The organism is Pseudomonas sp. HMSC065H01, assembly GCF_001815235.1.
Classification (GTDB): Bacteria; Pseudomonadota; Gammaproteobacteria; order Pseudomonadales; family Pseudomonadaceae; genus Pseudomonas; species Pseudomonas aeruginosa.
Genome location: NZ_KV819873.1, coordinates 155158 through 181747, shown reverse-complemented (window position 1 = coordinate 181747; position 26590 = coordinate 155158). Strand labels below are relative to the sequence as shown.

Below are 26590 nucleotides of genomic sequence, written 5' to 3'. Positions count from 1 at the left end.
TTTTCCTCATCCGGCGCAACAGGACAGTTGCTTCACGTCCTTGTTGAAGGTCTGCGCCGCGAGCTTCAGTCCCTCGACCATGGTCAGGTAGGGGAACAACTGGTCGGCCAGCTCCTGCACGGTCATCCGGTGGCGGATCGCCAGCGCGGCCGTCTGGATCAGTTCGCCCGCTTCCGGCGCGACCGCCTGTACGCCGATCAGCCGCCCTGAGCCAGCTTCCGCCACCAGCTTGATGAAGCCGCGCGTGTCGAAGTTGGCGAGCGCCCTCGGCACGTTGTCGAGCGTCAGCAGCCGGCTGTCGGTCTCGATGCCGTCGTGGTGCGCTTCCGCCTCGCTGTAGCCCACGGTCGCCACCTGCGGATCGGTGAACACCACCGCCGGCATCGCCGTCAGGTCCAGCGCCGCGTCGCCGCCGGTCATGTTGATCGCGGCGCGCGTGCCGGCCGCCGCCGCCACATAGACGAACTGCGGCTGGTCGGTGCAGTCGCCGGCAGCAAAGATGTGCGGTGCGCTCGTGCGCATGGCGCGGTCGATGACGATGGCTCCCTGCGCATTGACTTCGACGCCTGCCGCTTCAAGGTTCAGGCTGCGCGTGTTCGGCGCGCGACCGGTGGCGACCAGCAGCTTGTCGGCGCGCACTTCCCCCTGCCCGGTGGTGAGCACGAATTCCCCGCCCGCATAGGCAACGTGGCTCGCCTGGGTGTGGTCCAGCACCTCGATGCCCTCGGCGCGGAAGGCGTCTGTTACGGCTTCCCCGATGGCCGGGTCTTCTCGGAAGAACAGCGTGCTGCGCGCCAGGATCGTGACCTGGCTGCCCAGCCGGGCGAAGGCTTGCGCCAACTCGACCGCCACCACGGAGGAACCAATCACGGCCAGCCGCTCGGGGAGCGAGCTGCTTTCCAGCGCCTCGGTGGAGGTCCAGTGGGGTGTGTCCGCAAGGCCCGGGATTGGCGGAAGCGCCGGGCTCGCGCCGGTGGCAATCAGGCAGCGGTCGAAGTTCACCTCGTGCGTGCCGCCGTCAGCGGTCGCCACGGTCAGCGTGCGCGTGTCCCTGAACCGGGCCTCGCCGCGCAGCACGGTGATGGCCGGAGTGCTTGCCAGGATGCCTTCGTACTTGGCATGGCGCAGCTCCTCGACGCGGCCTTGTTGCTGGGCCAGCAGCCGCTCGCGCAGTACAGCGGGCGCTGCGGCCGGCAGGCCAGCATCGAACGGGCTTTCGCGGCGCAGGTGGACGATGTGCGCGGCGCGGATCATGATCTTGGACGGCACGCAGCCGACATTGACGCAGGTGCCGCCGATGGTGCCGCGCTCGATCAGCGTGACGCGGGCGCCTTGCTCCACGGCCTTCAAGGCAGCCGCCATCGCCGCGCCGCCGCTGCCTATCACAGCCACGTGCAGCGCTTGTTCACCGCCAACATGCTTCGTTTCGCCACCGAGCCAGCCCAGCGCCTTGTCTAGCAGGCCGGCAGGCTTGTTCGGCGTGTCGGTAAGCCGTGCGCGATAGCCGAGCGTGGCCACTGCGGCAACCAGCGGGGCCACGCTCACGCCTGCATCCGCCTCGATTTCGGCCTGCCGCTGCGGATAGGACACCGAGGCCGCGCGCACGCCGGGCACGTTCGTCAAAGCCTGCTGGACGTGCTCGGCGCACGACGTGCAGGTCATGCCTTCGATGTGGAGGGTGATCGCCTCGGCCATGATTACGCCCTCACTGCTTGACGCTGGACGGGTAACCCGCGTTTGCGGTGGCCTTGGTCAAGGCGTCGGCATTGGTCTTGGCCTCGTCGAAGGTGACGACGGCCTCCCGCTTCTCGAAGCTGACTTCGGCCTTCTCGACGCCGGCGACCTTGGACAGAGCCGTCTTGACCGTGATCGGGCACGCGGCGCAGGTCATGCCGGGCACCGACAGGGTGACGGTCTTGGTGGCAGCCCAGGCGGGCGCGCTTAGAGCGGCGGCCAGGGCGATGAGGGTGGTGAGGGTGGTGAGTTTCTTCATGGTGATCTCCTTTCAGTAGAACAGCGGCAGGACGTAGGGAAACGCGAGGGCAACCAGAACCAGGGCGGCCACGATCCAGAAGATCACCTTGTAGGCAGTCCGCACTTGGGGCACGGCGCAAACGTCGCCGGGCTTGCAGGCATGGGCTGGTCGGAAGATGCTGCGCCAGGCGAAGAACAGCGCGATGAGCGCTGCGCCGATGAAGATCGGCCGATACGGCTCCAGCACGGTCAGGTTGCCGATCCACGCGCCAGAGAAGCCGAGCGCGACCAGGACAAGGGGGCCGAGGCAGCAGGCCGAGGCGAGGACGGCCGCGACGCCGCCGGTCGCCAGTGCGCCGCGGCCGTTCTTGGGTTCCGACATAAGGTTCTCCTTCCGGGACTTCGCTTGATGCTGTAACGTTACTTCCGTAGTCAACTACGGAGTCAAGCGCCATGGAGAACGCTCAAGAGAATCTGACCATCGGGGCCTTCGCCAAGGCAGCCCGGGTCAACGTGGAGACGATCCGCTTCTATCAGCTCAAGGGCTTGCTACCCCAGCCGGAGCGGCCCTACGGTCGCATCCGCCGCTACGGGCAGGCGGACGTGGCGCGGGTGAAGTTCGTGAAGTCAGCCCAGCGCCTGGGATTCAGCCTGGATGAAGTCGGCCAGCTCCTGAAACTGGAGGACGGCACCCATTGCAGCGAGGCGGCCGAACTGGCTGCTCACCGGCTGGCCGATGTGCGCGCACGCATGGCGGACCTCACGCGGATGGAAGAGGCCCTGTCGACGCTAGTGAGAGAGTGCAACGCGCACCATGGCAATGTTTCCTGCCCGTTGATCGCAGCTTTGCATTGCTGCTAAAGGGCCCACTTCGGCTCTTAGCGTACGATTTTTTTCCGTTTTCTGAGACGACCCCTGATTGGCGATGGCTTCGGTCAGCACGGGGCGCAGGTCAGCGCCTTTGAATCGCAGTGACATGGATGAAATCTCCTGTGTGGAAGAATGAGAAAGGCCTCCATCCGATGGGATGAAGGGCCTGTAGTGCACGCGGCCGGAACGGCTGGAACGCCGTGGCGGATGCCTCGGGTCAGCCGCAGGACCGCCCGGTTTCGCTGCGGGGCGTCATGCCGGGACGGCCTGGCGCTTGCGGGCCGCTTTCGCGTCGAGGATGCTCACGTCGATCTGGCGCCAGCGCCCGTCGTCGATGAGCCTCTCCAGCACTTCGCCGAGCATGTCGAAATACACCTCGTCGTGCCGATCGACCAGTTCGACCGATTCACCGTTCTGACGGTGCAGTTCCACCACGTAGGTGTCTCCGCCGCGGTCGTAGAGGATCGTCACCCGGCCCTCGAACTTCGCGGTCGAGACCGTGAAGCTGATCGCCGGCGGGGTCTCGATGATCTTGGAGGGCGTGGGATCGACCCAGGTGAAGTCGCGGGCACCGGCATCCACCAGCATGTGGGTGATGCGCCGGAAGCGATCGGGGGCCGGCATCTCCTCCAACTGCTCGATGAGCTGGCCCAACTCCATGCACTGCGGCGTGGGAATGGGCAGCTTGGCCGGCGCCGAGCCGAGGATGTGCCTCGTGATGGTGTACGGCGTGCCGTCCGAAGTCTCCTCGGTGATGACCTCCGGCGTGTCCGCGCGCAGTCCGTCGAAGCGACGACGGGCATAGGGTTGGACATGCACCTTGGCGCCTTCGGCAGGAACCGTGGTCACCAGGCTGGGATCGAGCACCGCGAACTCGGAAGGCTTGAGCTTGACGACGATGGCATCGTCGGTCGCGGCGACCACCTTGCCGTCGAAGGGTTGGGGGTCGATGGCGAAGCCCAGCGTTGAGGACAGCGGCTGATCATCGAACACGCGGTACTTGAACGACCGCACGTTGCGGGGCACATGGCCTGCGACCAGCGAAGGCATCATGGATTTGATGAGGGAACGATCCATGGGGAAACTCCTTGAGGAAAAACAAGGGATTCCCCGCCCGCAAGGGAGAGGTCCCTTGTGGGTGGCGTGGATGGACGCGGTAGGTCCGTAGGAAGAAACGACCAGCACGGTTTCCCGCGCTTGCAGCCTCGAAGGTCTCGACTGCCTGGGCATGTGCCGGCAACGCCGACGAACATGGGGCAAGCATGGCCCTGGGGCGGTCTGCCTGCCCGCAGGAAACGGCACCGCACCACAACCGTTTTCCTGTGCTGCGGGCAAGAAAAAGCCCCTCGAAAGGGGCTGGAGGAATCAGGCTTGGTACACGAAGTAGTGCTCGCGCTGACGCGGAAAGAACACGTGTTTCCACGTGTCGCCGCTTGTGTTGCCACCGTCGAAGACGACCATTTCGTAGTCGTCCACGTCGGTGTCCACCAGGTCGGCGCTGGCGATATGGCGCATGTGCAGCGTGCCGCTCATGCGCTCGAATACCAGGATCTGGCCGATGGCATCTTCCTGGCTCATGGCGTTGACGCAGGCTCCGAGTTGGTGCTCGAAGTCGGATGCGGGTGTGATGAGGTCGGGGAACATGGGATCGCTCCTGTGAAAGTGCGCCGGCCCGGCTCTCTGGCGGGAGACCGGGCCGGCATGCGGTGAGGACAAGGAAGGCCGGGGATGTGTGTGGCAGCTATTCGCCGGCCAGCGATAGGCCCGGCAACACGGGTGCGTCGGCATCGAGGATGAGGATGCGCACGTCGGCCTGGCCGGCCAGTTCAAGGATCTGTGCCAGCTCGTCCGGCATGCCCTTGCTGCGGTGCTCCTGCCGAAGCTGCTCGGCGGCGATCCCCTCGACGTCCTGCAGGTGCTGGTCCGTCCAGGGCGTGGAGATCAGCTTGACGCCGATCGCCGGGCTGTAGGGAATCCGGAACGCGATGAACAAAAAGGCCTCCGGCGTCGCGAGGTCAGCCAGGTTGGCCAGGTACTGGCCGGTTTCGCGGCTGATGTGCGCGCTGCTGATTTCCCAGCACCGGCTGTAGTAGCCGATCTCGAAGCTCAACCGCTGCACGACTTCCCGTGCGGCCTCGGCCGAATAGGTGTCGCCAATGTGGACGGGGCGGCCGTCGAAGTCGTCGCCGTGGATCGCGTACACCACGGCACCCACCATGCCTTCGCCGCTGCCCCCTTCAGCCGCGTCGCATTCGGCGATCAGTGCGGCGCCGACAGGTTCGGTGCCAGTCCTGACCACCGCGAAGTCGCTGGTGATGATGCAAGGAGAAGAAACCAGCGCCGCGTCGCAGAGGTGCTGCTGGCTCGGGTGGATGTTTCGCCAGACATGCGGGCTTCCGTCCTCGTAGCTGATGGACAGCGTGTGGACGATTTTCAGATTCCAGTAGCCGCGTAGAAAGGGATTGGGATTCTGGGACATGGGATTTCTCCAACAGAATAATGATGGAGCAAATCCCCGCCACCGGGAATTGACCCCGGTGGGTGGAAAGAAAGGAAACAGCGTCAGGTGACGCTGATCGTTGGCGTTTGGGCCAATCGCTCGGCGACGCGCCGGCGCAAATTCATGCGGAATGGCTCGTCGCTGACGCCCGCCAGCAGATTGATGGTCTCCAGCGCGATCAGGGCCGAAGCCTCTTCGATGTCGGCGGCCACAATGGTCTTGCGCAATTGGTCGCCGAGCTGGAGGGCCTGGGAGGAGGAGCTGATGAAGCGGACCTCGCGGCTCAGGTAGCAGCCGTTGCCGCCGAACTCGAACAGCCGCGGCTTGCTGCAGTACCAGCAGCCCTCGAACTGGATGGCGGTCAGGTGGTGCCCGTCATCGAACCGGGTGGCGATCAGAAACAATGCGTCGAGATCGGCGGTGTCCTCGAACGAATGACGGTCGATCAAGTTCCCCAGCTCTTCGTCCTCATCGGCACGGAAGTGCACGGCGAGCAGTTCGAGCAGCGGCGGGATCGACAGCCCTTCGTCGTCCGGCATCGGAATACCGAGTTGCGTGGCCAGGTCTTCCAGGCCATCGAGCACGTCCGGCCATTGCGGATTGGTGGTCTCGGCGATCTGGGCGATGTAGGCCTGCCCGTTGCCGGGGTGGCTCTCGTCCAGCGCGAAGGCGCCGAACAGCGCCTGGATGACGGGCGTCACACGGTCGAGCACGAGAACGCCGGTGGCTTCGTAGTAGTTGTTGGCCATGAAGGCTCCTTTCGATGAATGAACGGAGCCAGCCCTTGCGGACGATGGCATCCGCAGGGGAAACCGCCTGATGCCGGATGGCGCTGGGCGGGGAGAAAACGCGAGGGACATGGCCTCGAACGAGGCGCATGTCCCTCATGGGGTCCCGTGAACGCAGTGATGAAGGTGTGCCAGGGACCGGCTCACCAACCGCTGTAGTTCAGCAGCAGGTCGGCGATCACCTGGCGACGTGGCAGATCGAGGCCGTCGAAGTCCGACAACCCGTTGAAGTGGCAGCGCTTGAGCATGGCACCGCCCTCGCGCGCGTTGTAGAAGCTGACCATCGCGGACAGGAACATGCGTTCCCCGCTGCTCAGGACGCCGAGGGCGTCGTTGAGCCGCAGCATGTCGGGACGCAGATCCCACTTGCTCTTGGCCTGGTTCAGACCTTCACGGGTGCCATCGCCAAACCATTGCGGGCCGGCGATTTCGACACCACGCTTCCAGGCCTCAAAAAAGGCTTGGGGCGCAGCGCTGAAATGCCGTTCTTCCCGAACGATCTGATCGACGACTTCCTGCGGCAGTAGCTGGTTCATGACGTGATTCCTCCAGTTGGATCAGGGAATGGCGAGCTGGGACCAGCCGCCTCTTTCGAGGGCACGTTGAGCCGCAGCATGGCTGCGGAAGTACTCACGAGATTCCCGCGAAACGGGACCTTCGGTATCGCGCGTGCCGATGTAGTGGCCGGCGGCGCTGTGCAGGACTTCGAGCGGCAGGAACTTGCCGCAGTAGGTCAAGGCCAATTGACCGAATCGGCCGAAAGAGGCTTGCTGGGACATGGATGGGCTCCTTGGAAAAGCGGGGCCCTGTCCCTCACGGGATGGCAGCTCCCGCACGCGGTTGAAAAAAAAGCATCAGCGTCTTGGGAACGCGCGTCCGCGCAATGGATGCGATGCGGACTGGTGGGTTGCGCGGAGAGAATCCCGCGGCAGCCTGAAACCCTGGCTGCTGGCATGTGCTGACGAATCAGCGAACATGCGGACAGCTTCGTGAGGGTGCCGCGCCACGTCAGTTGGAAATCGGCATCTGGTCCAGCCCCGATTGATGTGCGCAGGACAAAGAAAAGCCCCGCAACGAGTGCGGGGCGGTCATGACGGTGCGGTGAGGCTGGATCAGCGGGGCTTGTCACCCAGGACATGCTGCTTCCAGATGGCGAATGCCTCGTCCGCTGGCAGCTCGGCCAGGATGACGATGGGCTGGTCCTGTCGGCTGCGCAGCTTTGCGAAATACGCCGCGCGGTCGGCAATGGCCTTGAGCTTGATGCCCTTGAGGAACAGCAGCCGGCCGTCCTTGATGAACAGCACCTTGTTGCCGATGTCGCGGTTGAACGCGGTGCGCAGCTTGCGCTCCGCATGCATGGCATCGGCCAACTGGTCCACGAGGAAGTCGAGCGTCATGTCGATGAGAAGCGGCTCGTCGTCCTCGCGTTCGACGTCGAGCGATGCCGGCGGCAGGCTCTTGGCGAATTCCTCGGCCTGGGCCAGCAGCGCGGCCTGGCCTTGCAGCGGGCGCACGAACGTCGAGCCGCCGTGTCCGTCATTGCGGGCTTCGGCGATGGGCCTGCCGTCGAACATGACGGTGGCGGTGAAGCACAGCGTTTCCTCGCTCGCGAAATCCGCGACCTTGAGGTTCTTGAGCGTGATGCGGTCTTGTCGGGTGATGGTGTCCATAGGAAGTCCTGTTATCGACCGGGTTGACGACACGCCCCTGACGGGACGCGGCATACATCCCGTGGGTTGGAGGAAGGTGGCATCGATGCCCGGTGGGCAGCGTTCGCCGGAGAGATGCCGGGGCGAACTGGCGGGTGGCGTGGGAGGAACCCACGGCAGCCTTGACACCCTGGCTGCTGGCTGTTGCCGATGCGTCGGCAATGCAGGAGGGAGGATCACGCGGCCCGCCGGCCGCGTCGTGCATCAATCCGAAGCGCTCGATCCCGTCTTGTGCGGGCACTGCAACAGCCGCTGGCCCAGCCACGCGACACACGGCACGGCCATGGAGTTGCCGATCGCCTTGTAGCGGGGCGCGTCGGCGGCGGGCTTGCCGCGGTACGGCACCAGCGTGTAGTCGTCGGGCATGCCTTGCAGCCGCTCGCACTCCACAGGCATCAGCCGACGTACCCGCCACTGCGACCAGTCGCCCGGGCCGGGGTCGTTCCAGTCGTAGCGGAAATGTGCCTCAAGTCCGGTGCCAGCACATGGGGCTTGTCGGCACCGCCGCTGCTGGTGCGCAGCGCGGTCGAGACGCCATCGCCCAGTTCAGCGGCCAGGCCTTCGGTGCGACCGCGCAGCGCCACGCCGATCACCATCGGCCGGCCCTGGCCCGGCTTGCCGCCACCCGTGGAGAGCGTCCCGGCAAGCTGGCCGTGGCCGGATTCCAGCCGCAGCTCGCCGCGCGAGTTCTGCGCGAACGCGATGGCCGGCACGACGCCGGCATTCGCGTGGCTGAGGCGATGCCCGCCCGCGCGCAGCGTCGGTGCCCAGGCCATCGTTGCATCGGCTCCGCAGCCCTGGGCGGTGAAGGCGATGATCGGCACACCCTTGCCGGTGCCGTCCTCGCTGCAGCCCTTGCCGCCGTTGGCGGTGCTGAGCGTGTGGCTGATGCTGCCCGCGATGGACTGCGCCACGAAGGTCTCGACCTCGAAGTCGTTCTTCGGGCCAGGTGCCGCGGTCAGGCAGGCCGCGACGTCAATGGGGCCTGCGGTGTTGCCCCCGCCGAATCCGAACGTCACCGTGGCCTTGCCGTAGGGCTGCTTCAGTCCTGCATATCCCGAGTACCCGCCTGCTGCCGCAGCGCCCGATCCAGCAGCGCCGGCAGCGTCTTGCCACGGCACGAAGCCCGGCGAAGAATCCCCGCGCACGCCGTCGCGCTCAAAAAGTACCTCGGCGGGATCGACGCCACCTCCACCACTTGCCACAAGAAACACGCGACGGCGCCGTTGGGCGACGCCGAAATATTGAGCATCGAGCACGCGCCAGGCGATGCGGCGCCGGGGTCCAGACACACAACCTGCGTGCGCCCATTTTTGCCCTGGCGGTTCGAGCGCACGGCTTTCTCCAGCCAGTGCTCCCAGGAAGTGCCCGAAGGCGTTGCTGCGGTCGCTGAGGACGCCGGGGACGTTTTCCCAGACGAGCGTTGCCGCCGGGCGGCGGTCTTGGTGGCGGGTTTGGTCGATGGCATTTGCAAGCTCCACATAGGCAAGGGTCAAGGCACCACGTGGGTCGTTCAGCCCCTGGCGCGCGCCGGCCACGCTGAACGACTGGCACGGCGTGCCGCCGACCAGGATGTCGGGCGCTGGCACGGTGCCGGCGCGGACCTGGCGGGCGATCGCGGTCATGTCGCCCAGGTTAGGCACGCGGGGGTAACGGTGGGCGAGCACGGCGCTCGGGAACGGCTCGATCTCGGCGAACCACGCGGCTTCGAGGCCGAGGGGTTGCCAGGCGAGGCTCACGGCCTCGATGCCGCTGCAGACGCTGCCGTAGAGCAGCGGCGTGTTGCGCGGCGGTGCGCAAAGATTCGGGTGCATGTCGGTCTCCTGTTCGTATGGCGCAGGGCCATCGCCCTGGCCGGGGCGTTGAAAGGCAGGAGAAAGGCGCCGAAGGCCCCAGGGGCCTTCGGCTCGGGAGGAAAGAAGAACCACCCGTGGGCTGATTGGCAGGCCCGGTCGTCGCTAGAACCGTCTGCTCATCAAGCAATCACACCCGGCCCATGTCGTGGCTGGGGCCGGCATCGTCTGGCGCACATCCGCGCACAAAGGGAGCCCGTTTTTGCGCCGGCGGGCACCGGCACCGAATACCGCTGACCGCGAAGGGTCTCCGGATGGCTCGCACAGGCAAGCCATCGGGGGACCCTTCGCAGCGGCGGAAGGAATGCAGACGAGGAGAACGCGCGGGGTGCGGTTCGCGGAGAAGCCACCTTCAGGTCCCGCGGCCGGGGACGGCCGGACGGGACGCGCACACGGAGCAAGAAGGCGTTGCGCGCTGGGGCGTCCCGCAGGGCATGCGGGACACGGGCCACGCCGCCGATGGCGGGCATGGCTCACGGGGAACGGGGGCGGTCAGGCGCCTTTGCAGCCACCGCCACTGGTACGGCGTGGACGCGAGGCACCACGCCTGGACGTGCCGGTTGCCACCGGCAGCGTGCCTTTGCAGGCGGGGTAGCGACTGCACGACCAGAACGGGCCGCTCTTGCCGGTGCGCTGGCGCGTGGGTGCGCCGCACTGCGGACAAGCCGGTCCTTGGGGAACCTTGATGGACAGGGACGTGCTGCCGTACTGCGCGATCAACTGCGAAATCCATGCAGCCTGCTTGCCGATGAACACATCCAGGGTGAGTTGTCCGGCCTCGATCATGTCCAGCGTCTGTTCCCAGACGGCGGTGGTGCCGGGGTCGGCAATCGCCGCGGGCACGGCGTCTATCAGCGTGAGCGCCGCATCCGATGCGCGGATGGAGCGTCCCTTCTTCACGATGTAGCCGCGGGCGATCAGCCCGCTGATGATGTTGGCCCGCGTCGCCTCGGTGCCGATGCCCGTCGTGTCCTTGAGCTTCTGCTTCAGGCGCGGGTCGGTCACGAAACGCGCAACGCCCTTCATCGCCTTGACCAGTTCGCCCTGGGTATAGGGCTTGGGCGGCATCGTCTTGAGGGCCTTGATGTCGGCCCCGGCGACCTGACATGCCATCCCGTCGCGCAATGCGGGCAGCACCTGGCTGCGCGGGGCATCGCCGTCCTCGTCGGCGCTGCCTTCACGTTCTGGCTCGGCCAGCACCAGGCGCCAGCCCTTGACGACGACCTGCTTGCCCGTGGCCACCAGCTTCTGCTGGCCGCAGGAGAGGTCCGCCACGGTGCGGTCGAACTCGTGGTGCGGGAGGAACTGGGCCAGGTAATGCGCCCGGATCAGCCGGTACACCGCCTGCTCCTTCTCGCTCATGGCGGAGAGGTTCGCGGGTTCGAGCGTCGGGATGATGCCGTGGTGCGCCGTCACCTTGCTGTCGTTCCAGGCGCGCGAGCGCTGGGTGCGGTCGAGCTGGCCCATGATCGGGGCCAGCGTGGGATCGGTCTTTAGCAGGCTGTCCAGGACCGTGGGCACCTCGGCGAACATGCTTTCGGGGAGGTGGCCCGAATCCGAGCGCGGGTACGTCGTGGCCTTGTGCGTCTCGTACAGGGCCTGGGCAATTTCCAGTGTCTCCTGCACGTCCAGCCCAAGCTGCTTGGAACAGACTTCCTGCAAGGTGCCCAGGTCGAACAGCAGCGGCGGGCCTTCGCGCACGCGCTCGGTTTCGACCGACACCACCTGGGCACTGCCCGCGGCGCGGATCTGCTGCGCGGCCTGCTGTGCGATGGGCTGCTGCAGGCAGCGGCCGGCGTCGTCGGCGCTGGCATCGGGTGCCACCCACTGCGCGGTGAACGTCTGACCGCCTGCGGACAAGGACACGTCGATGGCCCAGTACGGCACGGACACGAAGGCCGCGATCTCTCGGTCACGGTCCACCACGAGTTTGAGCGTCGGGGTCTGTACACGCCCGACCGACAGCACGCCGTCGTAGCCGGCTTGCCGCCCGAGCACGGTGAACAGCCGGCTGAGGTTCATGCCCACAAGCCAGTCGGCGCGCGAGCGCGCCAGCGCCGAGTAATACATCGGCAGTGTCTCGGCCGAGGGCCGCAGCTTGGCGAGCGCGGTGCGGATGGACGCATCGTTGAGCGCCGACAGCCACAGGCGTTCGATGGGACCGCGGTAGCCGCACAGGTCGATGATCTCGCGGGCGATCAGCTCGCCCTCGCGGTCGGCGTCGGTGGCAATGACAAGGTGGGTCGCCTTCGCCAGAAGCGCCTTGACGACCTTGAACTGCGTGGCGGTCTTCGGCTTGACCTCGACCCGCCACTGCTGGGGAATGATGGGCAACTGCTCCAGCGACCAGCGCTTGAGCGCCGCGTCATAGACCTCGGGTGCTGCTGCTTCGACGAGATGGCCGATGCACCAGGTGACCGTGACGCCGGAGCCATTGAGGCAGCCTTCACCGCGCTGGGTGGCGCCGAGAATCCGGCCGATGTCTTTGCCCTGGGAGGGCTTCTCGCACAGAAACAGCCGCATGTCCGTCCATCCGCTTCCCGTTGTTCATGGAGTTGCCGGGATCGAGGATGCCGAGCGCCTGCGGAAGCAGCAGCAAACAAGCCGCATGCGGTGGCGACCGCTTTCACGAGATGGGATGGCTGCGGCGGGGATGGCGTGCAGCCGGTGGTGTGCTGGCCGGGAGCCGCGATGTTCGGGAGCGCGTGGAAGCCGGTGGACGTCGGTGGAGCTATCCCCAGGGGATAGCTCGCGAGGACATGGGGGGCGGCGAAGAGCCGCGGCCGCCCCCATGCTGGGTCACTTCCTGCTCTTGGTCTCCTTCGGCGCAGCCGGTTCCTGGGCGGGCTGGGGCTTGGGCTGCGCGTCCTGCGCGGTCTCCTGCGGTTTGGGGCTGAGGACGACGGACTCGATGCGGAACGGCAGGATGCCGACGCTGCGCGCGTTGATCTGCCAGGTCTCGCGCGGCTGCTCCTCGTTGTCGGTCCAGGGTTCGCGCTCCATGCGGCCGACGACCAGCACGCGCATGCCCTTCTGGTAGAGGTCCTTCCAATGCGCGGCGTCGCGGTGCCAGATTTCCACCGGCGCCCAGAAGCCGCCGCGATCCTCATAGTCGCCGCCCTTGGTGGGAACGGGGTTGTCGAAATAGACGTTCAGCCGCAGCAAGCGCCGCGGTTCGTCGTTGCCGTTGGGGAACTCCCGGTACTCGGGGGGCGAGCCGATGTTGCCTTCGCCGGAAAAATGCGTGCTCATGGTGTGATCTCCGTGGTGGTTGAAATACCCGCGCCTCACTGCCGCCGGGCGCGTGCTGGGGTGCCCGACGCGATCACCGATCGCGCACTGCGGGGGGTATGGACGCGAGCCGGCGCAGGTAGGCGTCTTCCGCCTCGGCGGCCTTGCTGGCGCACTCCTGGGCCTGCCTGCCCAGGGTGTGCAACAGGCTGATCTGCATGTTCAGCGTGATGCGCTGCAGCTCGATCGCGTGCAGGTCGGCCAGCAGGTTGACCGGCGTGCTGGTGCTCGCCATCAGCTCCTGCCACAGGGCCACGCCCATGGCCGAGCGGTCGTGCCTGCGCCAGCGCAGGAACGTCGTTCCCGCGCCAGTGGTCTGCTGGGCCAGTTCCACGGGCAGCAGGTGGAAGGGATGCCCACTGGCCTGTTGCAGCACTTGTCGCTGCGCCAGGCCGATCAACTCGTCGCGCATGGCGAAGCACTGGCTGGCCCAGGCCTCCAAGTCCCCTTTACCTTTAAAAGGCTTTAAAAGGCCTTTTAGAGAGGCCGCGTGCTCCAGGCGCATGAAGGCTCCCTGTTGCAGGCCCCGGAAGTAGCGGGTCGGCTGGTACAGATCGCTCATGCGGATTCGTCCTCGCCGGCAGTGGCTGCGCCTTCGGACGGGTCGGCAGCAGCGGCCGCATCACCATCGGCGCTGGTAGCGGCTGCGGCAGGACTCTCACCGCGCTGTTGTAGACCACGGCGCACGATGGGTGGCGCAAACTTCGAGCGGTGCGTGCCTTCGAGGACGTCCTGCGGCAACTCGCCGAACTTCTCCAGCGCGGCCCGCGCTGCGGCATTCTTCGCCGCGAAGTCGTCGCGCGTGCAGCCCGAGTAGCGGTACTGCTGGGCCAGCGAGAACAGGCTGCGCAGCGCGTGCGCGCCCTCGTTGAGCCAGCGCTCCAAAGTGCTGCGGTCGATCAGCGCGGTGTGGTGGGCGAGGATCAGCTTGCGCGCGATGTCGTCGTAGTCGGCCAGGAGATAGACGGCGGCAAAGCCCAACTGCGCATTGACGAACAGCGGCAGCTTGACGGGCTGCACGTTGAGATTCTCGCCCAGGGTCAACGCGGCGGGCACGCCGGCCAGGGCCTGGTCCACCTGTTCGCGCAGCGTCTGCAGCGTGGTCTTGGTCTGGTCGAGCTTGTCTTCAATGCGCAGCATCCACCAGTCGCTGTACGGGTCGTCCTGCTCCGAGCCGCGCTTCATCTTGTTCATGACGGCGATGTAGCCGTTCAGGCCGACGATGCCAGGTCGCCCCTCAGCGGCGGCGCGGCCATGCCAGATGCGCGAGGCGTGGTGGGTGTGCAGCGTCAGCGACATTGCGCTGCGCAGGGAGCCGAGGTTGAGTTGCAATGGTTCGTTGCTGGTTGCCATGGTGATCGCTCGCTGGTGGACAGGGAGCCGCCAGCATCCGCATGCGGCGGAAGGCAGTCAGTCAACAAACCGAAATGAGCCGGCCCCGGTTCTGTGCGCGCTGGCGGTGCAGCGCGCAACGGTCCCCTGGGGACCGCTCCGCAGATAGGCACTCACGTCGGCGTTCCCGTCCTCGGTTGTTGACGGTATGCGTGCTGCACCGCACGTCGCGCTGCCGTTCGACACGATCCTTCGCCGCGCAGCCGTCCCCAGGGGACCGTTCCGTTGAGCGCCATGGAGGTCTGCTTCATGGCCTTGCCAAGGCGCTTTGCCCAGGTTTCGCGCAGCGGGTCGCGCCGTCGCCCGGCGCTTCACCGCACAGCCGTCCCCTGGGGACCGTTCTGTTGACCGCCATAGACGTCTACTTCACGGCTTTGCCAAGCCCTGCGCTCAGGTCTTGCGCAGCAGGTCGCGCAGGCGCTCGATGTGCTGCCGGGCCACCTCGGGCGGCACGACGTTGCGCGGCGGCTCGGATGGTGGCGCTCGCGTCGCCGATGGTGTTGGCGGTGCCGGGCCGGTCTGCTTGGCCCAGGCATTGAACTCGCCGCGCATGGCGCGCTGGATGATGCCGAACAGATATCCGGCGGGGTTGCGGATGCCATGCTTGCCGCACCGTGCGGCCCATTCGTCCAGCACGGCCTGCCGCAGGGCAGCGTCCACTTGCTGCAACGCCATCCTGACGCCGGCCTGCTGTTCCGCTTTCAGATCCGTGAAGCGTTTGGGCCATTGCAGGTCGCCCAGCGCGCGCGCCTGCGCGGTAGTACGTACTTCATCAATACGACTACTACGTACTGTACGGTCCTGCTTCGGATTCCGAAGAGCGCCGTCTGGCGCGGGTTTCGGCCCTGCTTCGGATTCCGAAGAGGGGCGTTCGCCATTCCGAAGAAGGCTTGTGAGCCCTTCTTCGGAATCGTGGATCGCATCCTCCTGTGGATAACTTTCGGAGGCGGTGATGCCCTGGTCGGCCAGGCGCTCGGCGAGCACTTGCAGCCGCGACGGCAAGGTGCGTCCGGACAACATCGGGTCGTCCGCGATCTCCTGGAGGGTATTGAGTCCCACCACCTGAACGGCCTTGGCCGAATGCCCCAGCGACTGGCTGACCAGGGCCAGGTAGTCGGCGTCGAGTTGCATGGCCTCGAACGGTGTCAGGGGTTCGTCGTGCAGGACGTAGAGGTTGCCGAGGATGCGGCCGGTCTTGGGGTCGCGCCGTCGCCGCACGAGGCTCAGCCAGCGCGTCAGGCGCAGCAGCGTCAGCGCCCGCGCGACGGTCTCGTGGGAGGCTTGTCCCGCGCAGGGCATGGACGCCAGCCAGGGGCGCAACTGCTCATAGGTCGGGAACGCCGTGACGCCGTCGTCGTTGAGCATCAGCCGGAACACCTGCCAGGCGTTGCGCTCCAGCGGTGTCAGGCGGCGGTCGAGGAACAGCCGCCGCGGCACGCTCTCATGCCGATTGCCACTGAACAGGAAGGCGTCGCCGGACGCCGCAGGCGTGGGCACTGCCATGGGCGCTGGCGCGCTGGGATTTGGCTTGGGCGTGAGGTCCTTCAGCGCAGCGTCGAACAGGTCGGCGAGGGCGATGGGGCCAGGGCGCTGGGCTCGTGGGGCGGTGTCGTCCACGGCCATGGCCTAGCCCAATCCCTGATCGACCCAGTTCCTGATCGCGGCCCAGACCACCGAGAGCGGCAGTGACATGCCCTCGGCCAGGTCCATGGCCGCATCGAGAACTGAGGTCTCGTCCTCCAGATCGACGTTCCTGCTGCTGGTCATGGCTTTCCATTGCCGCCACAGTTCGGTGTCCTGAGTCTCGTCCAGGACGGGGTGGCGCCCCTTGCGCTTGGGCAGGCCGAGGATCTCCCGCCTCAAGGCGACTTCCTGATGGGTCAGGCCATAGAAGCGGCTGACCATCTCCGTGCTGCCCCCCAACCGCAGCATGCGATCGACCGTGGCGATTTCCTTCTCCACGTCCTGTGCCTGGTTGAGCAGGCGCTGCAGCACTTCGCGGTTGACCGTGACCGAGCACCACGAGACGCTGGCGTTGGCCAGCACGCTGATCAGCGCGGGATGCTTGAGCGCATCCAGCTCGGCCTCGCCGAAGCCCATGGCCTTGCAGCGGCGCAGCTGGCCGTTGCGAAGGTCATACAGCGCCTGGGCAATCACGGCCTGGTTGAGCGGATGCGATGTGGACATGCGGCCTCCCTCGCTCACGTCCCGGGCGCCGAGGAGCCGGCTTCCAGGTCCAGCAGACGCCGCGCCAGACGGAGCAGCCGAAATAGCTTGACCAAAGCCGTGTCGCTCAAGCGGCTTGCGCCGCTGCCATGGCCTTGGCTCTGGCCATGCAACAGGGTCGGCAGGTCGGTGGCAAGCTGCGCGCCGTCCACGCCCGCTTCGGCGACGGGCTGACCCGTCAGGGAAGCGAGCAGCGTCAGCACCGCGCGGCCGAGCGGCGACGGGGCTTGGCCGTGGGCGCGGCACGCAAACCCGATGCCGTCGGCGCGGTCCTCGATGCACTCGTCCAGGCCAGCCTCCCCGGCGATCTCGCGCGCGAACTGCGCGATGTGGATGCGCAGCCGATCGGGCGTGTCCAGGCCGGCGTCGATGTACCAGACGTCGGAGATCGGATAGAGTCCGCCGGCTTGCACCGGGATGGACTGCAGCACGCTCGCCGAGAAGTCGGGCGGCAGCGCATCGCCCAACTGGTCGGCGACCATGCGCTGGATCGACTGCAGCCGTTCGGTCGTCGGTGCCGGCGAGACGATGTGCTCGCGAAGCAGATCGCTCGGTGCAGCCGCCGGGCTTCCCGTGGCCGCTTCGCCAGCCGCCGTGTCGTCGTGGCGCAAGGTGGGCTCGGACGCCGGAGGGCTGGCGGGTGGAGGACCGGCCGCCGCTGCAGGCGTGGCGATGGACGATGCTGCGCCCGGTCGAGTCGGCGTGCTGGCGGTGGGCGAAGGCAACGCCGGCGGCGCCGCAGGTGGCGTCGGGTCGCTGACCAGCGCCCGGTGGCGGCTTTCCGATTCGGTCAGGTCCAGCGCCAACACGTCGTAGCCGACGCCCAGCAGCTCGGACATCTGGCCGATCAGCTCGTCCTGCACGCGCTGCGGCGCGAACTCGTCGCCCTGCGTGTCGAACTGCGCCAGCACCTCCTGAAAGAAGCTGTCAAATTCCAGCGGCAGCGTGCGGTCCTTGGCATAGTGCTCCCAGGTGCGTTTGCAGGCCGTGCGCATGACCGACAGCCGCTCGACCTGGTGGCGCCCCAGGCCGCCATAGAGCACAGTGGGAATGGCGGGCAGCAGGTAGCGCACCGCGTCGGCCATGCGGGTGATGTGTGACCGCTGGACGGGGAAGCCATCGGCCGCCAGGCGACGGGCCAGTTCCGACTGGCTCAGGGCGGCGCTGCTCTCCTGCTCGTAGAACTCGCGTGCCTTCTCGACGCCGAGCGCGCGCTCGATGAATGTGAGGCCGCCGCGCAGTTCGTTCTCCGCAAGATGCCCGGTTAGCGCGACGATTTCACCGCGCTGGGGCCATGGCCGGAACAGGCACGATATGCGGAAGAAGCGTTCTTCCTTGGTCTCCGACCAGAGTTCGCGCAGGATCGCCAGTCGCGTGTTGCCGCCGTTGCGGATGATGTAGTGGTCCTCGCCGGGCCGGCGCGTGATGGCCGGCGCCGCGTCCAGGCCGCGCTCGCGGATGGACGCCTTGATTTCCTCGTAAGCCGGGTTGCGCTTCATGCGCGGGTCATGGTCGTAGGGCCGCAACTGGTCCAGCGTCACGACCATGGGCGTGTCCGCGATCGGGTCGCTCAAGGCCGTAGCCGCTGGGCCGCTGCGCTCGAAGCCGGCCGCGAGCAGCTTGCCGGCCATGTCCTGCGAGGTCATGTCAGCCATGGCCGCACCCCTCGCAGTCCCCACGACCGCCGGCCGGCGCCATGCGGGCCTCTCGCTCGGCGCGGTGGATCTGCGCACGGGCGTTCAATTCGGCCCGGTGGTCACTCGCTGTCGAACTCGTGTAGATCGCCGCGCAGCCGGCCTTGGTGAACTTGAGGTGCCCGCCCGGCGTGCGCTTGACGTGCCAACCCTCACCGACCGCGAACTCGATCAGGGCGCGCAGCCGCTTGTGGCCGCGGGCCAGCTCATGTGCGTTCGCCATGGGGCCTCCCAGGATCAAGAGGTCGCTGCGGGCGGCCGGATACTTGAGCCAGTCGGTCCTGCCATTGCGGGAACAACTCGCTGGCGAGCGCGCGCATCGTGTCGAGCGCGGCAGGGGCGACTCTGCCGGGCGGCTGGCGGTGCTCGACCCGATGCACTGGCAGGCCGCGCGTTGCGGCGCGTGGATACGCTTCAATGGCCGGCACGTCGGTGGCGAGCACGCGGATGCCGGCGCTGTCCTGGAACAGGTCGCGCAGGGCCTGCTGGATCAGCCGTGCGTTGGCGGACACCGGGTGGACGCGGTTGATGAGCAAGTGCAGCGGCGGCGGTTCGATACCCAGGTGCCGGTACGGCGCAATGTCTTCGAGCAACTGCATGGTGCCGCGCCGCAGCTCGCGTGCCGCGAGGATTTCCGGCGTGACGGGCGACAGCGCGAGATCGGAGGCGAGCACCGCCATCTCCAGCAGCACGGAACGCGCGCCCTGGGTGTCGATCAGCACCAGGTCGTAGAGGGGAGCAAGTGCTGGCAGCAGATGCCGCAACCGCAGGCGGCCATCCGGCGCATGCAGCAACAACGTGTTCAGCTCGCCCCGGTGGTCGTTGGACAGCACCAGGTCCAGGCCCGCGATGATCGTGCGGGACACGAGCTGGCCAAGGTCGCGCTCGTTGAAGGCCAACAGCTCATAGATGCCGCCCGGCGCGCGCTGGGTCAGTTCGTAGTAGGAGGACAAGGTGGGCTGCACGTCGAGATCGAGCAGCAGCACGCGCAGGCCCGCGTCCGCGGCGAGCCCGCCCAGGTTGGCGGCCGTCGTGGTCTTGCCGACGCCGCCCTTCGTTGAAATGATGGACACGACCTGCATGGCGCTCTCCGGCTGGGAATGGGAAGTCCGCGGGAGGGCGGGTCAGGTCCGGTGGTTGAGGCGCTCGGCGATCCACTGGTCGATTTCGATCGAATCCCAGCCGACAGCGCGCACGCCCAGGCGCAGCGCCTGAGGGAACTGGCGCTTCTTCATCAGGTTGTAGATGTGGGCGCGTTTGAAGCCGGACTTCGCTTCGACTTCATCGAGCCGCAGGATGCGGCGCTCGTTCGGCGGGAGTACAGGGGTCTGCGACATGGCGGTCACTCCTGAACGCTCGGTGGCGTTTGTTGGCGTGACCTCTATTCAATAGACCTGGCTGCGGAAAGACATTGCAAATGCAATCTCCGCGATTGCACATACAAGCTGGATAACCTCATGCGCTTGCGCTACGGACGTACCTCTTAGCGTTGGCGAACTTTCCGTTTAAGGTGCGCTCAGTGATGCCCATGGTGCCGCCGTAGTGGGCGACCAATGCAGAGACAAGGGCCTCCTGCGTTTTGAAGCTGGAATAGGGCACGCCTGAAGGCGACTGGCTCAGCATCAGCGTCAACATCCCTCCAATGATGTTGAGATAGGTCGTTTCCGCCCGTTCGCTGATCTCGCATTGCTTGGATGCCAACAGCACCGAGGATTGCTTGAGTAGCGTGTCGTGCTGCTCCTGCAGTTCTCGCATCTCACGTCGGGCTTGTTCAAGCGCGGCCTGAAGGGCCAGCCGCTCCACGAGGATCGCCTGTCCTGTTTCCATGGTGATGAAAGGATGCGCCATGCGTTCGCCACGGCTGAACAGAAATCCTGGCCTGTGCTCGGGATAGTGGGTGCGCATCCAGCGTTTTAGATCGACATGGCGAACAGTCAGATCCAGAGAATTGAGCAGCTTCGGATCATTGAGCGTGATCCCGTTCTTGCCGTAGGGCAGCTCTCCGTTGAGGATGCCGTCATAGATACGTTCCGAGTGCAGCCGGCACTCATTCCATCGAGGGCAGTTTAGCGACCGAGGCAGGACACGCGGTGACGCGATCGTGGCCAGGATCATCGGGAGATACCGCAGCAACCCAGCCCATCGGATGGCCGCCTCGATGGGACGATAGAACACCTTTGATGTTGAAATGTCCTTGTGCATGTCTTCGTCTCCTTTCGGGTGCGCTACATCACCGGCTCCTTTCTTGCCCAAGGGCTGTTGTGTCGTTATGGCCTGCGACGGACGCTTGAGGCGATGCCATAAGCGAAGGCTGAGGAGGCCATTGGCGTCCGCCGCAGGTGGCCTTGTCTTGCTTGATATGCAAGAATCGATCAGTTGCCGGCCCATCGAGCGATGAGGACGCAAGCTCGATATTGGCGCTCACGGTACCAGCGTCATAGGTGGCGCAAAGCCCATCAAGACCGATTTGGTATGGTCTGATATCCAGACGGTTCAAGACCCGCGAGTTGAAGCGTTCGACGCCCCCAACGTCCAGTTGGGGACTGGAAATCAGCGGTTAGTGATGCATCGCTCCACAAGCTGATATATCGACAAAGTATCTGCCGCAGTACCAGTGACCCTGCCAAGTTGCCCCAGCACATAGGAGACGGAGATGGCTGAACATTCCCATGAACATCAACATCACACATCCGGTCAGATGGGTAAGCACGGCCGACCATACGCCAAGTTCTGGGTGAACATGGTGTTGGGCCTCGTCGTCATGTACTTCGTAATGTTCAGCATGATCGACGGCGCCAGGGACTTCAGAAACAATCTCAACATGCTCTACATGGCGGTCACTATGTGGGCGCCAATGGGTATCTTCATGCTAGCGACAATGCCCGGCATGTTTCCAAACCGGCGGCTCAATCTCGTGCTGTACGGCTTGTTTGCCGTTCTCACACTCGGTTCTTTTGCCGCTACCCGTGCTCAAACCGGAATCGGCGATCGACAGTTCATCGCGTCTATGGTCCCGCACCATTCGGGAGCGATCCTCATGTGCCGCGAGGCGCAGCTCTCAGATCCGGAACTCGTCAACCTATGCCAAGCGATTTCCGATGGCCAGCGCGCGGAGATCGAGCAGATGAACCGGATTGCTGCACGCCTTCGTTGAGGCTGGCTGCCACTACACTGGCGCCGCGTTGCGCTCCGGCGAAGTTAGCCGCAGCGATGTAAAGATGAGTACTTGCGGTGTTCCGATGCCGGCGGTCGTGTCCTACAGCCGTCCAGGTGCCAGGCAGTCCACGCGACACCACCCCGCGCTGCCTGCGGAGCGAGCGCAAGTCATGATCGTCGCAAGTTGGAGTTCGATAGCGAACCCGCTCAGCAGCTGGACGCATCAGGCGTAACGACGGGTGGATGGATCATCCTTGGACGCTGGTGGAAGTGGTTGGATGAACTTTGTTGCCGAGGGCGAAAAACAAGGCTATAATTGAGTTCTTCACTGATCACCACAGTGAAGAAAGTGATTGGGAAACAGAGACTTAGCGCTCTAGTGCATGACTCGTTTCCCGCTCCAAATATAGATCTATAGAGTTCCAATGAAGTCTGTAGATCATTGAGAAAGGGCCTTCGGGCCCTTTTTTCGTTCCGCCTCCAAGTCCCGTACCCGTTCGTGGAGCGTCCGCGCCGAGGGGCGGTTCTCCTTGCCGCTTTCCCGGCGACCGGGGCCGTACGTTTCGCGAAGCCCTTCGTCTCGCCAGCGAGGCGGCTTGCCGCAAGATGCTGCCTCGGCACATCAGAAGTGTGGCTGTCGCACTCCAGGGGGGCTCGATTCATTGCACCTTGGACCGCCTTCGTGCGCCTGTTGCTTTGGCTGCCACGTTCGACCGAGCCGTCCCAAGGCCAGCGCTTCGGTATCGCAGCGCTTCGACGACCACTGAGAAGGTCGGCGAAGGTTGCCTCTGACTTGGGTGATGGAGGTAATAGCCCGGGAATGGATCGCACCAACCTTCCAGCACGCTACCAGTTGCCCTCGGCGATGTGCGGCTCGAACTGGGCTTTCGAGTGCAGGCATGCCACGGCCAGTGCGCACGTCATCGCAAGCGGCTTCATCGATCTAGCCGGCGACGCGAAAGAGTCGAGGGTTTTCGCGAGCCGGGCATAAGGCGGCTGCCAGAGCGAGTGTCGACAGGCGTGGGTTCCTGGGAAAAGTATCCATCTACCTGCTAACATGGCGGCATCGTTGCCGATGTATCCGCAGGCTCCGGGTCGCGGATGCGCTGCTTTCTGTCCGGCCGGAGAACTTTGCCATCGTAGACTCGACATGCTGACAAGGTCGTTGCTGTCCGCGGTCTTTTGCCTGTTGCTGATCGCTCTGCAGCCGCTGCCCGTCGAAGCCGAATCCATCCTGCCGGATGGGCGTACGACGACAACGATGCGTCCCTGGCTCGATAAACGAGCCAGGCAGTGGCTGGATGCACGGGAGCCGCTGACGGTAGGCGTGGTTTCCCCCGACTATCCGCCGTTGTCCATCTTCTACGCAGGCTCCTACAAGGGCTTCACGGCCGATTACCTGGCCCTGGTGTTCGAGCGGCCGTTGCGCGTCAGGGACTTTCCGTCGCGGCAGGCGGCAATCGACGCGTTGTCGCAAGGGGAGATCGACCTGCTTGGCGTCGGTAGCGAGGTCGAGGCCCGACAACACGGCTTGCTGGCATCCGCTGCGTATCTTTCCGACCGGCCGGTACTGGTGTCTTCCAGCGGTGCCCCGTTCGATTCGCAGGCGGAGTCCTGGCTGGCCACGGTCAAGGGCTATCTTCCCGCCGAACGTATCAAGGCTGCCTATCCGCACAGCAGGATCATCTGGTTCGACTCGCCGCAGCTTGCCCTGGAAGCGCTGAGCATGGGGGATGTCGATGGCGTGCTGGGGGACGCAGTTTCCACGCACTACCTCATCCAGACCCATTACCTGCTGAACTTGCGCATCGAGAACTTCGCACCCATCGACAGCCAGGGTTTCCGTTTCCTGCTCCGGCCAGGTGACGAACCTCTGCTCGCGCTCATCGATCGCGCCCTGCCGCATATTAGCGGGCGCTACGGCGACGAACTGTTGCGCAGCTGGAGCGCCGGGCGGCGCCTGCGCTTCGACGAGCCCCGGGTGACGCTGTCGCCGGCGGAGCAGCGTTGGCTCTCCGCGCACCCGGTCGTGCCGGTGGTGATCAACCATTCCCTTGGCGCGCTCGGGCAACTGGATAACGAGGGGAGGCTGAGTGGTATCGGGCGTGACTATCTGGACCTGATCGGCAAGCGCAGTGGCCTGCGGTTTTCCTTCACTGGAGCACGCAACTTCGTCGAGACGAAAAGCCGACTGGATGCGGGGGAGGCATTGGTTACGCCGACCATGCCTTCGTCGGAGCGCTTCGATTCCGGCCTCGAAGTGCTGACGCCCTATCTACGCAGCACCACGGTGCTGATGGGCGCCCGCCAGGGTGGGCGGGATGAAAGGGTGGGGCGTGTCCATGGCCTCGCGGACCTGGCGGGCAAGCGATTGGCGACGACGATTGGCTACTTTCTCAACGACTTCATTCGACGCGAGCACCCGGAGATCAAGCTCCAGGTCTATCCGACCTTCCTCGCCGCCATGCGCAGCGTAGACGCCGGCCAGAGCGAGGCCGCCATCAGCAGCGACTATACCGGTCGCTATCTGTCCGCCCAGCATTTCGACAACCGGATCCAGGTCGTCGGTATCCTCGATGACCTCTCCATCCCGATCAGCATCGGCGTGGCGAGGAACCAGCCGGAGCTGCGGGGCATCCTGGAGAAGGCCCAGGTGGCGATCGCTCCGGAAGAAGTGGCGGAAATCCTCCACCGCTGGGAGCCTCGCTTCGCCAAGGGAGGGGCGGACTTCTGGCGCGATCACCGGAGCAAGATTCTGCAGATCGGCGGATTGTTCGGCGTACTGATTTCCATCTCCCTCATCTGGGGTTTCTACCTGATGCGCCAGGTGCGCAAGACCCGCCAGGCAGAAGAGCAAGCCGACGCTGCCAACCGTGCCAAGAGCGTGTTTCTTTCGACGATGAGTCACGAGATCCGCACGCCATTGAATGCGGTCATCGGCCTGCAGGAACTGGTGCTGAAAAAGGGCGAGAAGGGCGTGTTGGACCTAGATTCGCTGAGCATTGCCCAGGAGGCGGCCCAGGGGTTGCTGCTTCTGCTGGGCAATATTCTCGATTTGTCGCGGATCGAATCCGGTCGGTTCGATTCAGCTCCCGAACCAGTGCTTCCTGGCGAGTTGATCAGAGGAATCCTGCCGTTGGTTGGTGGGCTGACGCGGCAGAAGAATCTTTCCCTGGCACTGGAACTCGACGGGGATCTCGAGCATTGGGTGCTGGTGGATCCCCTGCATTTCAAGCAGGTGTTGTTCAACCTGCTGGGCAATGCCATCAAGTTCACCGAGCGCGGAGGGGTAACGGTGCGGGCGGTGGGGCGGCGCGAGGCGGAGAGGCTTCATTTGCTGCTCGAGGTAAGCGACACCGGCCTCGGTATTTCGGAGGAGGACCAGGCCAGGCTGTTCCGGCCATTCTCGCAGGTCGGCTCTCCTGCGCTTGGCCAGGCGTCCGGCAGCGGCCTGGGGCTGTACATCAGCCGACGCCTGGTGCACCTGATGGGCGGCCAGATCAGCCTGCGCAGCGAACTGGGCAACGGCTCCTGCTTCTCGGTCGAGTTCGATCTTCCGCTGACCGGGCCTCCGCCCAGCGAGTCCAGCGAAGCGCGTTCCGGAGTTGCCGAGGTCGAGGAGCAGAAAGAGGCAAGGGCGCTCTCGATCTTGCTTGCGGAAGACCATCCGTTCAATCGGCTGACCCTGACCATGCAATTGGAAAGCCTTGGGCACCGGGTGACCTCCACGGAAGATGGCGAGGAAGCATTCGAACGTTGGCAGGGCGAAGACTTCGATGTCGTGATTACCGACGGCATGATGCCGCGGATGGATGGCTACGAGCTGGCGCGACGTATCCGGTCGCAAGAGGCCCTTGGCGGTCGGCGTCGCTGCTTGGTGATAGCGCTTACCGCCAGCGCCGAGAAGGATGCGCTGGAGCGTTGCCTGGCTGCCGGCATGGACCGGGTCCTGTTCAAGCCGACTACGCTCGATGAGCTCGCTCGGGCGCTGAACGGGGGAGAGCCGCTCATGCCTACGAGCGTCGATTCGCAATGAAAGTGCCCGACTGGTTGCCGTTTTGCGTGCCGCGAGCGGATGTATCGGGTAATCTCTCGCAGAAATGAACCAGCACTAGTGAAGCGAACGATGGGTTTTGAACAACTTGCCGAGCTGAGAGACCGTCTGCGCGCACAGGCGGCGCAGGCGAAACCGGCTCAAACCAAAAGCTCCGCGGGACGCGCGAAGAAACGTGAAGCCGTCGAGCCGGGAGTCGAGGCTATCTGGAGGCTGCAACGGCATTTTCCGCTGGCGTTTCCGAAAAGTCCCGCGGCCAAGGTTCCGCTCAAGCAGGGTATTCTCCAGGATGCGCAGCAGCACCTCGAACTACTGGGAATCACCGCCGAACAACTGAAACAGGCCATCGCCACCTGGTGCCAGGGCAGCCGCTACTGGAGTTGTATGGTGGAAGATGCGCCGCGACTGGATCTGCAAGGCCAGGTTGCCGGCAAGGTAACCGCCGAGCAGGCGGTGTATGCGCGGCGGCAGGCGTCTCGCCGGCAGCGCGAGCAGATGCGCGAGAAGCGCGCCAAGCGTGCACAGGCGGGTGGCGAAGCGCCGGCCGCCACGGAGGCGCCGACGCCTGAAGCGCCCGCAACCGAAGCGAGCCCCGAGGCGAACTGATCGCCGGGGCAGGGCGCGTCGGATCCTGGCGCGCTCCTCGGTTGCCGGTCGCTGCGGGCCCATTTCGCGGACGTCTGGGCCCGTTTCTCCCGGCTTGTGCTACGCAATAGCCTGATCTGCAAAGTTTTTTTCGTAGAGCGCTTGCCAAGCTCGGCGAATCCGTCCATAATTGCGTCCATTCCAGCGATGGGTGAGCTAAAAATCTTTTGAAATCAAAGGGTTATAAGTTCAAAATCGCGCCAGGAAAGAAATTTCAGCGATATGCCAAACGCATGTCGCTTCGCTCAAAGGCTGAGTAGCAGAGTGGTTATGCACCGGATTGCAAATCCGTGAACGCCGGTTCGATTCCGACCTCAGCCTCCAACAGGAAAGCCCCGTAGCTCAGTGAGTTACGGGGCTTTTTTCTTTCCTGTCCGGTATTGCTGAAGCAAGTTCCTTGGGGTGCCCCCATAACGCTTTCATACTTTTACGGTCTCG

At 65.2% G+C, this 26590-nt stretch carries 25 protein-coding genes, 1 tRNA gene and 1 pseudogene; 5 read left to right on the top strand and 22 right to left on the bottom strand.

Going from position 1 to position 26590, the window contains the following annotated elements; translation table 11 throughout:
- Positions 1 to 6: 6 nt before the first annotated feature.
- Genes merA through merT form a run of 3 tightly spaced genes read right to left on the bottom strand, consistent with a single transcriptional unit; the run spans position 7 to position 2356 of the window.
- Positions 7 to 1695, bottom strand: a complete 1689-nt coding sequence (merA, locus tag HMPREF3014_RS13460) for a mercury(II) reductase (protein ID WP_003098932.1) — start codon at positions 1693 to 1695, stop codon at positions 7 to 9.
- A gap of 10 nt (positions 1696 to 1705) precedes the next feature.
- Entirely contained in the window at positions 1706 to 1993 is a 288-nt protein-coding gene (gene merP, locus HMPREF3014_RS13455; RefSeq protein WP_003116826.1) for a mercury resistance system periplasmic binding protein MerP, read from the bottom strand.
- A gap of 12 nt (positions 1994 to 2005) precedes the next feature.
- On the bottom strand, positions 2006 to 2356 hold the full coding sequence (gene merT / locus HMPREF3014_RS13450; RefSeq protein WP_011804695.1) for a mercuric ion transporter MerT: 351 nt from the start codon (positions 2354 to 2356) through the stop codon (positions 2006 to 2008).
- A gap of 71 nt (positions 2357 to 2427) precedes the next feature.
- Between merT and merR the strand changes: the two genes are divergently transcribed.
- Entirely contained in the window at positions 2428 to 2835 is a 408-nt protein-coding gene (gene merR, locus HMPREF3014_RS13445; protein ID WP_003098939.1) for an Hg(II)-responsive transcriptional regulator, read from the top strand.
- Positions 2836 to 3096: 261 nt separating this feature from the next.
- Here the strand turns inward: merR and HMPREF3014_RS13440 are convergent, their stop codons facing one another.
- The 19 genes and pseudogenes from HMPREF3014_RS13440 to HMPREF3014_RS13350 form a co-directional block, all read right to left on the bottom strand.
- Complete coding sequence (locus HMPREF3014_RS13440) at positions 3097 to 3921, bottom strand: hypothetical protein (protein WP_003098941.1); 825 nt, start codon at positions 3919 to 3921, stop codon at positions 3097 to 3099.
- Between the two features lie 288 nt (positions 3922 to 4209).
- Positions 4210 to 4488, bottom strand: coding sequence for a hypothetical protein (locus HMPREF3014_RS13435; protein WP_003116828.1), 279 nt, complete (start codon positions 4486 to 4488; stop codon positions 4210 to 4212).
- Between the two features lie 97 nt (positions 4489 to 4585).
- Complete coding sequence (locus HMPREF3014_RS13430) at positions 4586 to 5323, bottom strand: DUF5983 family protein (RefSeq protein ID WP_023087316.1); 738 nt, start codon at positions 5321 to 5323, stop codon at positions 4586 to 4588.
- A gap of 83 nt (positions 5324 to 5406) precedes the next feature.
- Positions 5407 to 6093, bottom strand: coding sequence for a hypothetical protein (locus tag HMPREF3014_RS13425; RefSeq protein WP_003116830.1), 687 nt, complete (start codon positions 6091 to 6093; stop codon positions 5407 to 5409).
- 182 nt (positions 6094 to 6275) lie between these two features.
- Entirely contained in the window at positions 6276 to 6668 is a 393-nt protein-coding gene (locus tag HMPREF3014_RS13420) for a hypothetical protein (protein ID WP_003050375.1), read from the bottom strand.
- Between the two features lie 21 nt (positions 6669 to 6689).
- Positions 6690 to 6911: a hypothetical protein gene (locus tag HMPREF3014_RS13415; RefSeq protein ID WP_003120032.1), complete on the bottom strand. Its 222-nt coding sequence runs from the start codon at positions 6909 to 6911 to the stop codon at positions 6690 to 6692.
- Between the two features lie 333 nt (positions 6912 to 7244).
- Positions 7245 to 7802 (bottom strand): hypothetical protein, encoded by a 558-nt coding sequence (locus HMPREF3014_RS13410; RefSeq protein ID WP_023087317.1) that lies wholly within the window; start codon positions 7800 to 7802, stop codon positions 7245 to 7247.
- Positions 7803 to 8045: 243 nt separating this feature from the next.
- Positions 8046 to 9655: pseudogene (locus HMPREF3014_RS13405) on the bottom strand (DNA cytosine methyltransferase).
- A gap of 531 nt (positions 9656 to 10186) precedes the next feature.
- Complete coding sequence (locus HMPREF3014_RS13400; RefSeq protein WP_023087320.1) at positions 10187 to 12217, bottom strand: DNA topoisomerase III; 2031 nt, start codon at positions 12215 to 12217, stop codon at positions 10187 to 10189.
- 276 nt (positions 12218 to 12493) lie between these two features.
- Entirely contained in the window at positions 12494 to 12946 is a 453-nt protein-coding gene (locus HMPREF3014_RS13395; protein ID WP_013391788.1) for a single-stranded DNA-binding protein, read from the bottom strand.
- 73 nt (positions 12947 to 13019) lie between these two features.
- Positions 13020 to 13547: a DUF3158 family protein gene (locus HMPREF3014_RS13390; protein WP_023087321.1), complete on the bottom strand. Its 528-nt coding sequence runs from the start codon at positions 13545 to 13547 to the stop codon at positions 13020 to 13022.
- Positions 13544 to 14338, bottom strand: coding sequence for a PFL_4669 family integrating conjugative element protein (locus HMPREF3014_RS13385; RefSeq protein ID WP_023087322.1), 795 nt, complete (start codon positions 14336 to 14338; stop codon positions 13544 to 13546). Before HMPREF3014_RS13385 ends, HMPREF3014_RS13390 begins: the two co-directional genes overlap by 4 nt.
- Before the next feature lie 429 nt (positions 14339 to 14767).
- The gene (locus HMPREF3014_RS13380; protein WP_023087323.1) at positions 14768 to 16000 is read right to left on the bottom strand and encodes an STY4528 family pathogenicity island replication protein; all 1233 of its coding nucleotides are present in this window, start codon (positions 15998 to 16000) and stop codon (positions 14768 to 14770) included.
- 3 nt (positions 16001 to 16003) lie between these two features.
- Positions 16004 to 16564, bottom strand: a complete 561-nt coding sequence (locus HMPREF3014_RS13375; RefSeq protein ID WP_023087324.1) for a DUF2857 domain-containing protein — start codon at positions 16562 to 16564, stop codon at positions 16004 to 16006.
- 14 nt (positions 16565 to 16578) lie between these two features.
- Entirely contained in the window at positions 16579 to 18258 is a 1680-nt protein-coding gene (locus HMPREF3014_RS13370; RefSeq protein WP_023087325.1) for a ParB family protein, read from the bottom strand.
- The gene (locus HMPREF3014_RS13365) at positions 18251 to 18520 is read right to left on the bottom strand and encodes a hypothetical protein (protein ID WP_023087326.1); all 270 of its coding nucleotides are present in this window, start codon (positions 18518 to 18520) and stop codon (positions 18251 to 18253) included. The genes HMPREF3014_RS13370 and HMPREF3014_RS13365 overlap by 8 nt, the downstream gene beginning before the upstream one ends.
- A complete protein-coding gene (locus tag HMPREF3014_RS13360) occupies positions 18504 to 19379 on the bottom strand; it encodes a ParA family protein (RefSeq protein ID WP_003090095.1) in 876 nt (291 codons plus the stop codon). Before HMPREF3014_RS13360 ends, HMPREF3014_RS13365 begins: the two co-directional genes overlap by 17 nt.
- 42 nt (positions 19380 to 19421) lie before the next feature.
- Complete coding sequence (locus HMPREF3014_RS13355; protein ID WP_003090093.1) at positions 19422 to 19634, bottom strand: AlpA family transcriptional regulator; 213 nt, start codon at positions 19632 to 19634, stop codon at positions 19422 to 19424.
- Between the two features lie 118 nt (positions 19635 to 19752).
- Positions 19753 to 20499, bottom strand: a complete 747-nt coding sequence (locus tag HMPREF3014_RS13350; protein ID WP_003120040.1) for a hypothetical protein — start codon at positions 20497 to 20499, stop codon at positions 19753 to 19755.
- 451 nt (positions 20500 to 20950) lie between these two features.
- Here HMPREF3014_RS13350 and HMPREF3014_RS13345 point away from each other — a divergent pair, with 451 nt between their 5' ends.
- The 4 genes from HMPREF3014_RS13345 (at position 20951) to HMPREF3014_RS13330 (ending at position 26476) form a co-directional block, all read left to right on the top strand.
- A complete protein-coding gene (locus HMPREF3014_RS13345) occupies positions 20951 to 21451 on the top strand; it encodes a DUF305 domain-containing protein (protein ID WP_003098996.1) in 501 nt (166 codons plus the stop codon).
- 1059 nt (positions 21452 to 22510) lie between these two features.
- The gene (locus tag HMPREF3014_RS13340; RefSeq protein ID WP_031633383.1) at positions 22511 to 25489 is read left to right on the top strand and encodes a response regulator; all 2979 of its coding nucleotides are present in this window, start codon (positions 22511 to 22513) and stop codon (positions 25487 to 25489) included.
- 90 nt (positions 25490 to 25579) lie between these two features.
- The gene (locus HMPREF3014_RS13335; protein ID WP_003099002.1) at positions 25580 to 26113 is read left to right on the top strand and encodes a ProQ/FINO family protein; all 534 of its coding nucleotides are present in this window, start codon (positions 25580 to 25582) and stop codon (positions 26111 to 26113) included.
- A gap of 289 nt (positions 26114 to 26402) precedes the next feature.
- Positions 26403 to 26476 (top strand) — tRNA-Cys (locus HMPREF3014_RS13330).
- The last annotated feature ends 114 nt before the right edge of the window (positions 26477 to 26590 follow it).